At 71.5% G+C, this 13,749-nt stretch carries 12 protein-coding genes; 6 read left to right on the forward strand and 6 right to left on the reverse strand.

The window, feature by feature from the left end; translation table 11 throughout:
- Positions 1 to 18 precede the first annotated feature (18 nt).
- On the reverse strand, positions 19 to 1,476 hold the full coding sequence (locus tag ABZ312_RS27525; RefSeq protein ID WP_500438963.1) for a dihydrolipoyl dehydrogenase family protein: 1,458 nt from the start codon (positions 1,474 to 1,476) through the stop codon (positions 19 to 21).
- Between the two features lie 589 nt (positions 1,477 to 2,065).
- Between ABZ312_RS27525 and ABZ312_RS27530 the strand changes: the two genes are divergently transcribed.
- From ABZ312_RS27530 to ABZ312_RS27540, 3 genes are all read left to right on the forward strand, one after another.
- A complete protein-coding gene (locus ABZ312_RS27530) occupies positions 2,066 to 2,773 on the forward strand; it encodes an alpha/beta fold hydrolase (protein ID WP_500438964.1) in 708 nt (235 codons plus the stop codon).
- A 233-nt stretch (positions 2,774 to 3,006) separates the two neighbouring features.
- A complete protein-coding gene (locus ABZ312_RS27535) occupies positions 3,007 to 3,645 on the forward strand; it encodes an SDR family oxidoreductase (protein WP_500438965.1) in 639 nt (212 codons plus the stop codon).
- Between the two features lie 239 nt (positions 3,646 to 3,884).
- The gene (locus ABZ312_RS27540) at positions 3,885 to 4,916 is read left to right on the forward strand and encodes a methyltransferase (RefSeq protein WP_500329263.1); all 1,032 of its coding nucleotides are present in this window, start codon (positions 3,885 to 3,887) and stop codon (positions 4,914 to 4,916) included.
- Positions 4,917 to 5,021: 105 nt separating this feature from the next.
- Here the strand turns inward: ABZ312_RS27540 and ABZ312_RS27545 are convergent, their stop codons facing one another.
- Together ABZ312_RS27545 and ABZ312_RS27550 are read right to left on the reverse strand one after the other, a co-directional pair.
- The gene (locus ABZ312_RS27545; protein WP_500438966.1) at positions 5,022 to 7,379 is read right to left on the reverse strand and encodes an ABC transporter permease; all 2,358 of its coding nucleotides are present in this window, start codon (positions 7,377 to 7,379) and stop codon (positions 5,022 to 5,024) included.
- Positions 7,376 to 8,083, reverse strand: a complete 708-nt coding sequence (locus ABZ312_RS27550) for an ABC transporter ATP-binding protein (protein WP_500438967.1) — start codon at positions 8,081 to 8,083, stop codon at positions 7,376 to 7,378. Before ABZ312_RS27550 ends, ABZ312_RS27545 begins: the two co-directional genes overlap by 4 nt.
- 214 nt (positions 8,084 to 8,297) lie before the next feature.
- On the opposite strand from ABZ312_RS27550, the gene ABZ312_RS27555 reads away from it, so the two are divergent.
- The 3 genes from ABZ312_RS27555 to ABZ312_RS27565 all read left to right on the forward strand — a co-directional run bounded on the left by ABZ312_RS27555 (position 8,298) and on the right by ABZ312_RS27565 (position 11,151).
- Complete coding sequence (locus ABZ312_RS27555) at positions 8,298 to 9,614, forward strand: sensor histidine kinase (RefSeq protein ID WP_500438973.1); 1,317 nt, start codon at positions 8,298 to 8,300, stop codon at positions 9,612 to 9,614.
- Positions 9,611 to 10,309: a response regulator gene (locus ABZ312_RS27560; RefSeq protein WP_500329266.1), complete on the forward strand. Its 699-nt coding sequence runs from the start codon at positions 9,611 to 9,613 to the stop codon at positions 10,307 to 10,309. The genes ABZ312_RS27555 and ABZ312_RS27560 overlap by 4 nt, the downstream gene beginning before the upstream one ends.
- 131 nt (positions 10,310 to 10,440) lie before the next feature.
- Positions 10,441 to 11,151 (forward strand): class I SAM-dependent methyltransferase, encoded by a 711-nt coding sequence (locus tag ABZ312_RS27565; protein WP_500358818.1) that lies wholly within the window; start codon positions 10,441 to 10,443, stop codon positions 11,149 to 11,151.
- A 31-nt stretch (positions 11,152 to 11,182) separates the two neighbouring features.
- Here ABZ312_RS27565 and ABZ312_RS27570 read toward each other — a convergent pair whose 3' ends face one another.
- From ABZ312_RS27570 to ABZ312_RS27580, 3 genes are all read right to left on the reverse strand, one after another.
- Positions 11,183 to 11,575 (reverse strand): GntR family transcriptional regulator, encoded by a 393-nt coding sequence (locus tag ABZ312_RS27570; RefSeq protein ID WP_500329268.1) that lies wholly within the window; start codon positions 11,573 to 11,575, stop codon positions 11,183 to 11,185.
- Between the two features lie 4 nt (positions 11,576 to 11,579).
- Positions 11,580 to 12,410 carry a hypothetical protein gene (locus ABZ312_RS27575; protein WP_500329269.1) on the reverse strand — a complete coding sequence of 277 codons (831 nt, stop codon included), beginning with the start codon at positions 12,408 to 12,410 and terminating at the stop codon, positions 11,580 to 11,582.
- Positions 12,411 to 12,576: 166 nt separating this feature from the next.
- A complete protein-coding gene (locus tag ABZ312_RS27580) occupies positions 12,577 to 13,374 on the reverse strand; it encodes a DUF1963 domain-containing protein (protein WP_500438968.1) in 798 nt (265 codons plus the stop codon).
- Between the last annotated feature and the right edge of the window lie 375 nt (positions 13,375 to 13,749).

Genomic DNA, 13,749 nt, shown 5'->3' on the forward strand with positions numbered 1-13,749 from the left:
GCGCCCGGCACCACGGCGTCAGTCACCGTCGCGGTGGTACGCGGCGAGGAGGAAGGTCCAGATCTCGCTGATGGTGGGGAAGCAGGCGACGGCGTGCCGCAGCCGCTTGAGGGGGATCTCGCCCGCGACGGCGACGGTCGCGGAGTGCAGCAGTTCACTGACCCCGTGGCCGACGAAGGTCACCCCGAGCAGGACCTCGCGGTCGGTGTCGACGACCATCCGGGCGTGACCGCGGTAGCCGTCGGCGTAGAGGTTGGCGCCCTGCGCGGCGGTGAAGTCGAGGTCGACGACCTTGACGGGGAGACCGGCCGCCGCGGCCTGTGCTGCGGACAGGCCCACGGCGCCGGCTTCGGGGTCGGTGAAGAAGACCTGCGGTACGGCGTGCTGATCGGCCGTGGTGGCGTGGTCGCCCCACGGGGCGTCGTCCAGGGGACGGCCGGCGGCACGCGCGCCGATGGCGTCGCCGGCGGTGCGCCCCTGGTATTTGCCCTGGTGGGTGAGGAGGGCGCGGTGGTTGACGTCGCCGAGCGCGTACAGCCACTCGCCCGGGATCTCGCGGACCAGGCACGTGGTGTCGGCGTCCAGCCAGGACCCCGGGGTGAGGCCCACGGTGTCCAGACCGATGTCGTCGGTCAGCGGGGCGCGTCCGGTGGCGAACATGATCTCGTCCGCTTCCAGTTCACTGCCGTCGTCCAGGATGCAGGTGACCGGCCCGGTGGGGTCGGGGCGGCGCAGGGAGGTCACCCGGACGCCGATGCGGACCTGCGCGCCGGCGTCGGTCAACCCGGCTGCGACGAGCTCGCCGGCGAAAGGCTCCATCCGGGGGAGCAGAGGACGCCTGGCGAGGAGGGTGACCTGGGAGCCCAGGCCCTGCCAGAGGGTGGCCATCTCCACCCCGACCCCGCCACCGCCGACGACGATCAGGCGGCCGGGGACGGTGCTGGAGTCCGTGCCGTGCCGGTTGGTCCACGGCCGGGCTTCCCCGATGCCGTCGATGTCGGGCAGCACCGGGCGGCTGCCGGTGGCGATGGCGACCGCGTGCCGCGCCGCAAGGGTGTGGCGGGAGCCGTCCGCCGCGGTGACGGTCACCTTCCGCGGCCCGTCGAGCCGGCCGTGGCCGCGGAAGAGGTCGGCGCCGATGGACTTCACCCAGCGCGCCTGGCCGGTGTCGTCCCAGTCGGTGACGTAGTGGTCCCGGCGGGCGAACACCCTGCCGGTGTCCAGCGACCCGGTCACGGCCTGCCGGGCGCCGTCGACCCGCCGCGCGTCGGCGACGGCGATGACCGGGCGCAGCAGCGCCTTGCTGGGCACGCACGCCCAGTACGAGCACTCCCCGCCCACCAGTTCCCGTTCCACCACGGCCACCGAGAGTCCCGCGGCGCGGGCGTGTTCGGCTACGTTCTGCCCGACCGGGCCGGCTCCCAGCACGATCACGTCGTAGGTGCCGTGATCCTGGATCCCGGATGCTTCGGTCATTGCTGCCTCACTTCGTTTTCGGTGCTGATCCGCAGGTGGCATCGCGGAGCGTCCTACGACCGGACGCGCAGCGAATACAAGAAGACATCACGCATCATGCGGGCGCGCCACTGGATGAGAATGTCCCTCGTCGCGATCCCATGCCTTCCCTCCTGACGGCCGACCTGCCAATTGGGTGGCCACCGTCCCGACGCCACGTGCAGTACGGCCGCCTTGCGGGCGGAAGAGCATCGGGCCTACGGGCCCAGTGTCGCAGCACCGGTCCGCCGCTGTGCGGATGCCTGGGGAGAATTCCATTCGATTTACTTGTGGCCGGGTTTCACCATCCGAATGGCACGCACATCGCAGTTCGCGGCCCGGACGCGACGCCGACGGACCGGCAGAGCATCCCTGTGCCGTCCACAGTGGCGAACGACTGCTCGACCGGGCTCTGCCGGATGGCGCGGAGCCACCGATCGGCTTGAGATCTCCCTTGTGTGGACACTTTTTGAGCGAAGGCGAAGAATGGGCGATGGAAATCCGATGAATTGGGCGGCATCGCGGATGGCGGGATGAGCGCCGGAAATCGCAGATCGGAGAGGAGGACGGAATGACAACGGATCCCATGAAGGGCGAGCAGGCATCGCTGGTTCTGGTCCACGCGGCCTGGGCGGACGGGTCCAGTTGGTCCCGGGTGATCACAGCGCTGCGGGCGAAGGGAGTGCAATGCCACGCCGCGCAGTTGTCGTTGACTTCCGTCGAGGACGATGTGGCCGCGGTGGAGAGGACGATCGAGCGGGTGGCGGCCGGCCCTGTGGCCCTGGTGGGCCACGCGTACTCGAGCGCTGTCATCAGTTCTGTGCGAAGCGAACAGGTGACGGGGCTGGTGCACGTGACCGGTCTGACACCGGCCGAGAAGGAGACCGTCGCCGACGTCTTCCACCGGGCGGCGCCTGACCCCAGGGCTCCCGCGCTCGAACCCGACGCGCACGGCTATGTGTGGCTTCCCGACACCGCGTTCGCGGAGGTCTTCGCTCAGGACGCCTCGCCGGAGGACCAGGCGGTACTGGCTGCCGTGCAACGGCCGATCGCAGCAGTGTGCATCGGCACGCCACTGGGACGCCCGCTGTGGGCCGACCTGCCGAGTTGGTACGTCGTGGCGGAGAAGGACCGCATGATCTCGCCCGGGACGCAGCGGTTCCTGGCCGAGCGGATGAACGCCCACGTGCGGTCCCTCCCCAGCGGACACGTACCGATGGTGACCGCGGCCGCATCCTTGGCGGCCCTGCTGCACGAGGCGGCTTGCCAACTGCGTTGACCATCAACGGCGTCCGGGCCCCGGATGCCGGCGCACCGGGCGCTCACGCCCTCCCTCGTCCGGGGCCGTGACGCAGGCCACGGTCAACGCAGGACCTGCGCGGCCCACTTGGCGTCTGGCTGGTGTGAGACCACGCAGGAAAGCACTGGACGAGCTCGACGAGGAACGCCTCCTCCGTCTGGTGGCCAAAGGCGACCGCGGGGCGTCCGACCCACCGGCCGCACTCCCTGCGAATGCCGCAGCGGCACGCCACACCGCCAGGCAGGTCTCCTGCGGGACTTCGGCGACGATCTGCTCGTCCGCGCACTTGTGGCGGAGACCGGCGGTACGGTCACGGCCTGGCGCTCGACCTGAGCCGGCCGGCCGACATCGCCGCCGCGCTCGAGCCGGTGCGGCACGTGGACCGGGTGGCTCTGGTCGGCATGGTCCGCGACATGAACACGGCCCGCACCTATGACGTCGCCACGGCGACGACGCTGGCCACGACGAAGATCGTCGGCTACACGACCGTGGTCGCCTCGCTGTATCCGCGGATGTCCGCGGACGCCTCGGTACTGTTGTTCGGTGGCATGGCCAAGGACTTCCCGTACCCGGGTTCGACCACGCTGACGGCGGTCAATGCCGCCGTGCAGGGTCTGGTGCGTACGCTGAGCGTCGAACTGGCACCGGTGCGGGTGAACTCGCTGCACCCGTGGGCCATCGCGGACAGCCCGTTCGTCGCGGGCAACGAACAATTGCAGGACTCCGCCCGGAAGATGACGCTCACCGGACGGCTCGCCACCATGGCGGACATCGTCGACGGTTGCCTTTTCCTTCTCGAGAACCCGATGGCCAACGCCATTGATCTCACCTTGAACGGTGGTATCGCCTGACGCCATAGGCCGCACCGCTGTGCGGTCGGTGATGCGCCGGCGGCGAGCAGCCCCGGGACCGTTCGGAGCGGCCCGGGGCGTGCCGTCGGGCTGGTGAATTGCCGTGGAAGTTTCGCCGACGTTCTGCCGAACCGGCCGGTGCTGGACGGCGTTTCTTTGATGCAGGTCACATGGCCGGGCTTCTGGACCGAGGTACTGTTAGTTGACCGTTAAACCAGTTCTGATGGGTGTGCTTGTCGATGACCGAGAATCGTCCGAACTCGTCTTCCGAGACCGCGAATGCCGGTGTCCTGATGCAGATGCTCAGCGGCTACTGGGTGACTCAGATCGTCCGGGCCGCAGTCGAGCTTTCCCTTCCGGACCATCTGGCTGATGGGCCCCTTGCCGCAGAGGACATAGCCGAGCGCGAGGCCAGCGATCCCGCGACCACCTACCGGCTGCTGCGTGCTTGCGCTTCCCTCGGCCTGGTGGCCTACGAGGGCGAGCGCCGGTTCTCCGGTACGCCCCTGAGCCGGCTGCTCCGTAGCGGGGTGCCGAACACCCTGCGGGAGGTGGCCCTCACGTGGGGCGGTCCCTCCCACTGGCGTGCCTGGGAGCGGTTCCCGGAGGCCGTCCGCAAGGGCGGCACCCAGATCGAAAGCGCGCTCGGCACGGACTTCTTCACCTACCTCGGCGACAACCCTGCCGAGGCGGAACTCTTCTCGGTCGCCATGTCCGGCATGGCGGAACGGCTGAACGGCGACCTCACCGAGGCGCTCGACACCACCGGCGCCACGGTCGCGGTCGATGTCGGCGGTGGCACGGGGGCGCTCGTGCAGGGGCTCCTGCTGGCGAACCCGGACCTCCGAGGGCAGAGCCTGGACCTGCCCCACGCCGCTGCCGGGGCGCAGGCGGCAGCCGAGAAGCGGGGGGTGGGTAACCGGTTCACCGCGGTCACCGGAGACTTCTTCGAGTCCGTCCCGCCGGCCGACCTGTACCTGCTCAAGATGGTTCTGCACGACTGGAACGACGCCGACTGCGTCAAGATCCTCGAGAACTGCCGTGCTTCCGCACGGCCGGGCGCGCGGGCCGTGGTGGTGGAGAACGTGATCGGGGAGATCGGAGCGCCCGGCTTCGAGCCCCTTGCGGACATGCACATGCTCGCGATGCTGTCGGGGCAGGAGCGTGACCTCCCCGAGTTCGACGCGCTCTTCGCCGCATCCGGGTGGCGGCGCACCGCCGTCACCCCGACGGGATTCCAGTTCAAGATCATCGAGCTGGAGGCGGTCTGAGACTCCGGAACTCCCGCCTCCCGCGCCAGACGACGGGAACCAGCCGACCGGCCCCCACCGCTCCCTGCGGTGGGGGCCGGAGGCATGAGCCGTGAAACCGGCCTCCTACTCGGTGCGCAGGGCCGTGGCGGAACGGGCCCTGGCGGCCCAGCCGGCGGGCAGCAGCGCGCCCAGGGTGGCGATGAGCAGGCCGCCGAGCGCGAGCGGCAGCAGTTCGGCCCCGTGGTAGACGGCGATGACGGAACCGGGCAGGCGCAGCCCCACGCTGTCGCCCATCGCGGGGATGACCCAGCCGTGCAGGGCCACGCCCAGCGGAACGCCCAGGACGCCCGCGACCAGTCCGGTCACGACGACCGAGGTGATGACCATCGCGACGGTCTGACGGGGGGTCATGCCGAGCGCCTTGTGGACACCGAGCTCCCGGACGCGCTCGCGGGTGTCGAGCAGTACCCCGTTGAGCACGCCGAGCGCGGCGACGGCGACGAGCATCAGCGTGAGGACCACGGACAGCGCGTTGAGCGTGACGACCATGTCGCTGCCCGAGTCGAGCCCGCCGGCCCGGGCGGTGACCCCCAGCGGTCCCAGGTGCTTGTTCAGCGCCTTGACGTAGCCGGTCACGTCCGTGCCCGGCGCGACCGCGATGTGATGGCTCGTCTCCGTCAGGCCGGGACGCGCGGACGCCAGGGTCGAGGTGTCGGTGAAGACCTGCATGCCGCCCTTGCGGGTGTCCAGGACCTCACCGACGATCCTGACCGTGACCGGCTCGGCCAGGCCGTCCAGGGTGACGGTGTCGCCGGTGCGGGTGCCGGTGGCGGTCAGGAACGGGGTCGGGACCACGGCCTCGCCGGGCCCGTCGATCCATCGGCCCGAGACCATCGTGTAGCCGCCCCAGGAGGCGTCGCCGGTGAAGGCGATCACGTCGACGGTGCCCGTCAGGCCGGACACGGTCGCCCGTACCGTCGCGGCGCTGTAGTACCTCCCGGTTCCCACGGCGGTCCCGATGGCCCGCACGACCGCGGGGGGATCGGCCGAGGGCCGGGCGGGCCGCTTCCCAGGGACGGGGCCTTGAGGCCCGAAGTCCGGCAAGGGCGCGGGTACGACGACATCGGCGGCGTCGTGTGCCCTGGCTTTCATCACCTGGCCGAGCGAGGCGCTCATCCCCACGGTGAATGTGACGGCGACGGCGCCGAACAGGATCGCCGTGCCCATGGCCAGCGCGCGGGCGGGCCGCACGAAGGGCCGGACCAGGCCCAGGGCCACCGGCTGCGGCAACGGCAGCCGTCCCGCCAGACGTGCCGCCCACCGGCCGCGCCCTGCCGAACCGGTACGCCCCACCTCGAGCGCGTCGACCGTACGCAGCCGGCCGGCCCGCCAGGCACTCGCCCACGCGGTGGCCGCCACCAGGACGAGCACCCCGGCGATCACCGCCAGGTCGACCCAGGGCGCGACGGCCAGGGACGCGGTGCCGTACACCTCCCCGGTCTCGGCCAGCACGGGGACGGCGAGCAGGTGGCCGGCGAGGACACCGAGGGCCGTGCCGACGGCGGCCGGGATCAGCGCCTGCCCCACGTAGGCCCGTACGACCTGGGCCGGGGTGAAGCCGAGGGCCTTGAGGATGCCGATGCGGCGCGTCCCCATGCCGACGGCCGACGCGACGACGTTGCCGACGATGAGCACCGACATGACCAGGCCCAGGGCGCCGAACGCGACGAGGAACGGGACGTAGAGGGCGGTGTCGCGCTCGACGGTCTTCTTGGCGGTGAGCCATGACTGTTCGCCGACGGCCGATCCCGGCGGCAGGGCTCCCGTCACGGCCTTGCCGCCCGCGGTGATCTGCGCGGCGGTGCCCGCGTCGGTGAAGCGGTACAGCATCTGGTAGCCGCCACTGCCGGGCGCGGTGAGCGCCGGCATCTGGGACGGAACCACCCAGGCGTCGGCGGTCTGGGTGACCGAACGGGCCACACCGACGACCGTCAGCGCCAGGCCGCCGGACAGATCGGGGAAGGTGATCTTCATGCCCATGGTCGGGACGAGGGAGGAGTCGGCGGACAGCACGATCTCGCCGTCGCGCGTGGGCCACCGCCCGTCGAGCAGCGACACCTCGTCCACGTCACGGCCGGCATCGCCCCGGCCGACCACGGTCATCGGCCACCCGGGGCCCGCCCCGTCGGACCGCGGGGTGACCGTCGCCGTACGGAACGGCCCGGCCGCACCGCTCACCCCTTCGGCGTCCCTGGACGCCGACAATTGCCCGGCGTTCACCTTGCCCGCGTCGAACCGCACGGACAGGTGCGCGCCGTGCTGCCTGGCGAAGGCGTCCTCGAAGGGCGCGCCGGACACCACGAGCAGCGATCCGCCGAGGACGGAGGCCGCCACCGCCATCATCGTGGCGAGCCCGATCACCAGGGTCTGCACCCTGCGGCGTCTCACCCCCGAGCGCACCACCGCACCGAGCGCGCTCATCGGACGGCCTCCGGGGCCACGGCCTGCGATCGGACGTCCTCGGTGATCCGGCCGTCGGCGATCCGGACCGTACGGCCTGTGCAGGACCGGGCCAACGCCAGGTCGTGGGTGACCACGACGATGGTCTGGCCCTCGGCGTTGAGGCCGGCGAGCAGCCTGCTGACGTCCTGTCCGGCCGCCGTGTCCAGGGCTCCGGTCGGCTCGTCGGCCAGGAGCAGCGCCGGCCGGTTCATCAACGCCCGGGCCACCGCGACGCGCTGCCGTTCACCGCCGGACAGCCGCCCCGGGTAGGCGCGGGCGTGCCGGTCGATGCCGAGCAGTTGCAGGAGTTCCGCCGCGCGGCGGTCCGCCGCGCCACGTGCCATGCCCGCCAGGCGCGCCGGCAGGACGACGTTGTCGGTGACGGTCAGATCGTCGAGCAGGTTGAAGAACTGGAAGATCATGCCGATCTTCGACCGCCGGAACAGCGCCGATCCGGCCTCGCCCAGCTGGTCCACCCGCACCCCGTCCACGGTGACGGTCCCCGTGTCGGGCCGGTCCAGGCCCGCGATCAGATTGAGCAGCGTGGACTTGCCGCTGCCGGAGGGGCCGAGGATCGCGACGGCCTCGCCGGGCCGCACGGTCAGCGCCGCCTCGTGCAGGGCGGGCGGGCCGTCGTCGTATCGGCGGCTCACCTCGCGCAGTTCGATCACCGGCACGGTCATGAAGGGCTCCTCGGGTCGGGGCGGTCGGCTGCGTGAACGCTAGGAGCGGGCCCGGCCCGCACGCGTCGCCCACCCGGACCCATTGCGGTACCGCGCTGGGACGATCCCCGGAAACGTCATCCCTGCGATGTAGGCGGGTGATGTACCGGGGGCGCCGGGAATGACCACCGGGACGGACTCCGCGGGTCCGCGCGGCCGCGACAATGAACCGGTGATGGACGCAACTACGACGCGGGAGCGGCTGCGGGAGGCCGCCCGCCGCACGGTCCGCGACGCCAGGCTCCCGAGCGGTCCACCGCTGCGGCCCACACGGCGCGCCTGCTACTTCGACCTGCTGCTGACCCTGGTCATCGGGGTCTCCACCGTCTACTACGGCATCGACAACGCCGACAACGTCGTGACGCGGGAGATCGCACCCGGCGTGGTGCGGGTCGTACCGCGCCCGTCCGGCCCCGGCGGCATGGCCTTCATGGTGACCCTCGCGGCCGTCGCCTCGGGTGCCCTGGCCCTGCGCCGCCGCTACCCGCTCGCCGTGCTGTGCGTCGTGACGGCCGCGACCCTGGCGACACCGCAGAGCGTCCTGCGGCTGACCTTCTACGCGTTCGTCATCGCCGTCTACAGCGCAGCCGTGTTCAGCCCGTACCGGGTGGCGACCCTGGCGGCGCTGCCGGTGTCGGTCGTCCTGGTCGGCACGTCGGGGAACTCGGTGACCCCGATCGTCCCCAACGAGTACATCGCCCTGCTGATCCTGGTCCCGATGGCCGTGGCCGCCGTCGGACTGCGCACCTGGAAGCTCCGCACCGACGAGGGCCGCACCCGGCTCTCCGCGCTGGAACGCGAGCAGGGCGAGGCGCTGCGCCGGGCCGTCGAGCACGAGCGGGCCAGGATCGCCCGCGAACTGCACGACGTCGTCACGCACAACGTCAGCGTGATGATCATCCAGGCGGGCGCCGCCCGCAAGATCATGGAAACCTCACCCGAACAGGCCGGCGAGGCACTGCTCGCCGTCGAGGCGGGCGGCCGGGCGGCCATGACCGAACTGCGCCACGTCATGGGACTGCTCACCATGGCCGAGCAGGGCGAGGAGACGGACGGAGCCGCGGACCTGGACCTGGCCGGCACCTCGGCGGAGTTGGCCCCGCAACCTGGCCTGGACCAGCTGGAATCGCTGGTCGGACGGGTCCGCGACACCGGACTGCCCGTCGACCTGACCGTCACCGGCCCGCCCCGCCCCCTCCCGCCCGGCCTCGAACTCGCCGCCTACCGCGTGGTCCAGGAAGCCCTGACCAACACCGTGAAGCACGCCTTTGGCGCCACCGCCGCCGTGACCGTCGAATACGGCCCGGACCGGCTCCGGGTGGAAGTCACCGACACCGGCGGACACCCGGGCGCGGGCGCGCCCACCGGAAACGGCCGGGGCCTGATCGGCCTGCGCGAGCGCCTCGCCGTCCACGACGGAACCCTGACCACCGGCCGGCGCATGACCGGCGGCTACCGTGTGGAGGCCCTGATCCCCTTGGAGACGCCGTGACCGAGCCGCTGCGTGTGCTCCTCGCCGACGACCAGACCCTGGTCCGTACCGGGTTCCGGATGATCCTCGGCGCCGACGGCATCGACGTCGTGGCGGAAGCGACCAACGGCGCCGAAGCCGTCGAAGCGGTCCGCCGCACGCGGCCCGACGTCGTCCTCATGGACATCCGGATGCCCGAGATGGACGGCCTGGAGGCCACCCGCCGCATCCTCACCGGCGCCCCCACCGCACCCCGCGTCATCATCCTGACCACGTTCGACCTCGACCGGTACGTCTACGCGGCACTGTCCGCCGGCGCCAGCGGCTTCCTCCTCAAGGACGTCACCCCCGAGCATCTGACCGCGGCCGTCCGCACGGTCCGCAACGGCGACGCCCTCCTCGCGCCCGCCATCACCCGCCGCCTCGTGCAGCGCTTCACCCAGCGCGGCAGCGACACCGCCGCCCTCCACCGCGACCTCGCCTCGCTCACCCCCCGCGAACTGGAGGTCCTCGGCCTGCTGGCCCGCGGACTCAGCAACACCGAACTCGCCAGCCGCCTCCACCTGGCCGAGGCGACCGTCAAGACCCACGTCGCCCGCATCCTCGCCAAACTCGGACTCCGCGACCGCGTCCAAGCCGTCATCGTCGCCTACGAGACAGGGCTGGTCAGCGCCGGTGGACGTGAGGCCGGCCAGCAGTCCGACGAGCAGACGTAGCCCGGATCCGGGAGGGGGGACCGCCGGCCCGGCGCCGCGCCGCTTCTTGACGCCCGGTCGAGCCACGGCCGCAGCGCTCGGCTTCGGTGATGCCGCCTTTCACGACGGTTGAACGGCCTTACCCTGGACCGGTGTTCTCACCCGAAGGCCCCTCCCTGCGTGAGCTGGCCGTGCAGGCCCTGTCGTCCGTCGAGCGCGGCTACGACCTGCTCGCCCCGAGGTTCGACCACACGCCGTTCCGCACCTCGGACCGTATCCTCGACGCGACCGCCGCCGCCCTGAGTCCCTTCGGCCCTTTCGGTGACGGGCTGGACGTGTGCTGCGGCACGGGAGCGGGCCTGCGCGTCCTGCAACCGCTGTGCCGGGGCCGGGTCGCGGGCGTGGACTTCAGCGCCGGCATGCTCGCGCAGGCGCGCCGTGCCCACCCGGACGCGGAGTGGATACGCGCGGACGCACGGAAGCCACCCTTCGCCGCGGAGTTCGACCTGGCCGTCAGCTTCGGCGCCTTCGGGCACTTCCTGGCCGCCGAGCGGCCGGCCCTGTTCGCCGGGGTGCACCGCGCCCTCCGGCCCGGCGGGCTCTTCGCCTTCCCCGTTTTCGCACCGCCGCGCATCGCCTCCCGGCGTTACTGGATACCCGCCGGCTTCGACGCGGCGATGCGGATACGGAACGCGGTCTGGCGGCCGACCTTCGTCATGTACTACCGCACCTTCCCGCTCCGCGCGGTGCGCGCCGAACTGACCGCGGCGGGCTTCACCGTACGCACGACCGCGGTACCCGACTTCGGTCACCGCCCGGACGGTGCCCCGTACGCGCGCCTGGTCCTGGCCCGCAAAGCGTGACGGCGGGCCGGGACCCCGTCAGGCAGGCCCCTCACTCAACCGAGGTGCGTGAAGAGGGCGATGCCGCCACGCCGTTGGCCAGCGCCGCTCGGATGATGCGGATGGCCTCGTCGGTGTCGATGCCCACGGCGGCGATGACGGCGGCGTACTCGGCGGCGGCGTGGCGTGCCCGCTCGCGTCCCTGCTCGCCGGCTGCGGTGACGAACGAGCCCGCCCGTCCGCGGGTCTCGATCAGCCCCGCCTCCTCCAGCGCCCGGTAGGCCCGGCCGACGGTGTTGACGGCCAGGCCGAGGTCCGCGGCCAGTCGGCGGATGGTCGGCAGCTGGGTGCCCACGGCCAGTGTGCGGGACTGGATCTGCCGGGCGAGCTGGGCGCGGAGCTGCTCGAACGGCGGGACGGGCGAGGCCGAGTCGATGACGATCATCGGCTCACCGGGCGCTCGTGACGTGCCGCGCCACCGTGCCGCTCTGCGCGGTCCGCTTGGTGATCAGGGCGAGCGTGACGGTGCTCAGTGCGACGAAGACGAGCCAGGCGGTGCTCCACCAGCCCAGCGCGGTATCGAACACCGACACGATCGGCAGCAGCCACACCACGGTTGGCGTGGCGACCTCGCGGGCGTCCTCGACCCGCATGATGACGTCGGCGGTCAGCGAGACCTCGTCGTCGGCCACGACCGGGTGCGTCAGGATGTGGCGCAGCTGGACAGCCGTACCGACCGCGACCCCGCACAGTCCGATCAGGAGGACGAGGCCCGCGTACCGCGCGGTGGAGTCCCGCACGGTCAGGGCGACGACCGCCGGCACCAACGCTCCCGCGAACGTGGCAACCGCGAATGCCGCACGCGGCCGGCCGAGCACGGTGCGCCAGCCGAGCCGGACCGGGTGGGCCGCCCGGCGCGGCAACGTCGCGCCGGCCCGCCGGTCGACCCGCCGCACCCACCAGTCCAGCAGCGACTGGGCCAGCACCAACCCCACGACCACCGCCGTCAGGACCGGCAACGACGATTCCCGGTACGACCCGGAGCCGTCAACCGAGCCGCCCCGCCGGTCGGTCGTGTAGACAAGGGCGACCGCGATGATGAACACCGCCAGCAGGACCTGAGCGGCCAGCCGGGCACCGCGCCGGACCGCCAGACGCGTGGCCAACAGCGGCGTCGGCCGGACGTCGACCAGGCCGTGCCGGGCCAACCACACGCCGGCCTGCTCGACATCCGCCGGACGCACGGACTGCTCGGCCATCCAGCCACCCCCCTTCGTCATGAGCCCTCTGTGTCTCAAGCCTTGTCTCAACATCGTGCGTCAATCCTTGCGACAAGTCAACGAGAGGGAGGGGTGCGCAAGGCGGCTCACGGTGGTGACCCGCCGGCCTCGGTGGGTTCGGTGGGTTCAGTGGGTTCGGTGCAGCGTGAGCCAAGGCGGCACCGGCTCAACAGCAGTGGACCTTCGCCACGGCCTGGCGGAAGTCCCCGGTCACGAACGCACCGACCGGGATCGTGAAGTACAGCGTTCCCGCGTCCCCCCAGCCCCACCCGAGGTCCGCGTCCTCCACCAGTTGAAGCAGATGGACCGCGGGGCCATCGTCCTCGCGGGAGGTCACCGTGACCGTGTACGAAGTGTCCGGCCAACCGAAGGCGCAGTGGCTGCCGGCGGTGTTCCCGTCGAGATCTCCCATCTCGCTGAGAATGAGCGATGCCGCCCCCCAGTGCTGTTGCCTGTCGAACCCGACGTCATCGTCCTCGACATCCCAGCAGTCCGGCAGCATGGTGAGCTCAGCCGCGTGCACGGGTACGGCTGGATAGCTTCTCGCCGGCACAGGTGCCTGCGTCTCGACCGCGCGTGCCGGATCGGCGGGAATCACGCGGTACGCCTCGGGTCCGGACGCATCCAGTCTTCGGTACTCCTCGTACGGCACGTCCGGATCGAGGTAGAAGAAGTTGAGCAGCCCGGGCCGTAGGGGCAGTTCGTCACCCAGCCACGCAGCAAGGGCATCGGTGTCCAGCACGGCGTGCAGGGACAGCGGAACCCCGCTTTGTTCCGGCCAGGAGGTGCCCGGTTCGAGCAGGGCGGCGCCGCCGAGGCGGCATTGACCGGTGGCCTGGAGATCGTCGGTCGGCCGGACCAACTGGAAGCCACGGCGGGCCATGGCGGCGAACTGCGGGCCGGCCGTCTCGCCGAGCCGTTCGATGCAGACACGGTTCACGTCGGCGGAGTCATCGAACCACATGCCCCGATCTCCTCAACGTCCGTTCGACGCCCTGCACCGCAGAAGTACGGCAGCTGTGGTGACCATAGCCGAACGACGAAGAACCCCGCCTCAGGTCGACGAGCTGAACCCTGGCACCCGTCAGCCGCCTGACGGCCTCCGGCCAAGCGTCAGTCAGCGGGCCCAAGCGCAGTGCTGCTCGCGAGACTTCGTGCCGGCGGTATGACGCTGCGGTTCCATGCGACCGGTCCTTCGACACGTTCCACGGCACCAGTCAAGCGCGTCGCACAACCTGCCGCAGTCGAATGAGTGTCGAAACGGCAGCAACGCAGTCGGGCAGCGAGATGGGGGCGCGGATCTCGCCCGTGGCGAAGGACCTGGATTCGGATGACGTGT

It is taken from the genome of Streptomyces sp. NPDC006207 (assembly GCF_040613835.1).
Classification (GTDB): Bacteria; Actinomycetota; Actinomycetes; order Streptomycetales; family Streptomycetaceae; genus Actinacidiphila.

What these genes read in the sequence shown, in the direction of transcription:
- ABZ312_RS27525 (WP_500438963.1), bottom strand. Translation starts at nt 1,476, where the DNA reads ATGACCGAAGCATCCGGGATCCAGGATCACGGCACCTACGACGTGATC.
- ABZ312_RS27530 (WP_500438964.1), top strand. Translation starts at nt 2,066, where the DNA reads ATGACAACGGATCCCATGAAGGGCGAGCAGGCATCGCTGGTTCTGGTC.
- ABZ312_RS27535 (WP_500438965.1), top strand. Translation starts at nt 3,007, where the DNA reads ATGCCGCAGCGGCACGCCACACCGCCAGGCAGGTCTCCTGCGGGACTT.
- ABZ312_RS27540 (WP_500329263.1), top strand. Translation starts at nt 3,885, where the DNA reads ATGACCGAGAATCGTCCGAACTCGTCTTCCGAGACCGCGAATGCCGGT.
- ABZ312_RS27545 (WP_500438966.1), bottom strand. Translation starts at nt 7,379, where the DNA reads ATGAGCGCGCTCGGTGCGGTGGTGCGCTCGGGGGTGAGACGCCGCAGG.
- ABZ312_RS27550 (WP_500438967.1), bottom strand. Translation starts at nt 8,083, where the DNA reads ATGACCGTGCCGGTGATCGAACTGCGCGAGGTGAGCCGCCGATACGAC.
- ABZ312_RS27555 (WP_500438973.1), top strand. Translation starts at nt 8,298, where the DNA reads ATGGACGCAACTACGACGCGGGAGCGGCTGCGGGAGGCCGCCCGCCGC.
- ABZ312_RS27570 (WP_500329268.1), bottom strand. Translation starts at nt 11,575, where the DNA reads ATGATCGTCATCGACTCGGCCTCGCCCGTCCCGCCGTTCGAGCAGCTC.
- ABZ312_RS27575 (WP_500329269.1), bottom strand. Translation starts at nt 12,410, where the DNA reads ATGACGAAGGGGGGTGGCTGGATGGCCGAGCAGTCCGTGCGTCCGGCG.
- ABZ312_RS27580 (WP_500438968.1), bottom strand. Translation starts at nt 13,374, where the DNA reads ATGTGGTTCGATGACTCCGCCGACGTGAACCGTGTCTGCATCGAACGG.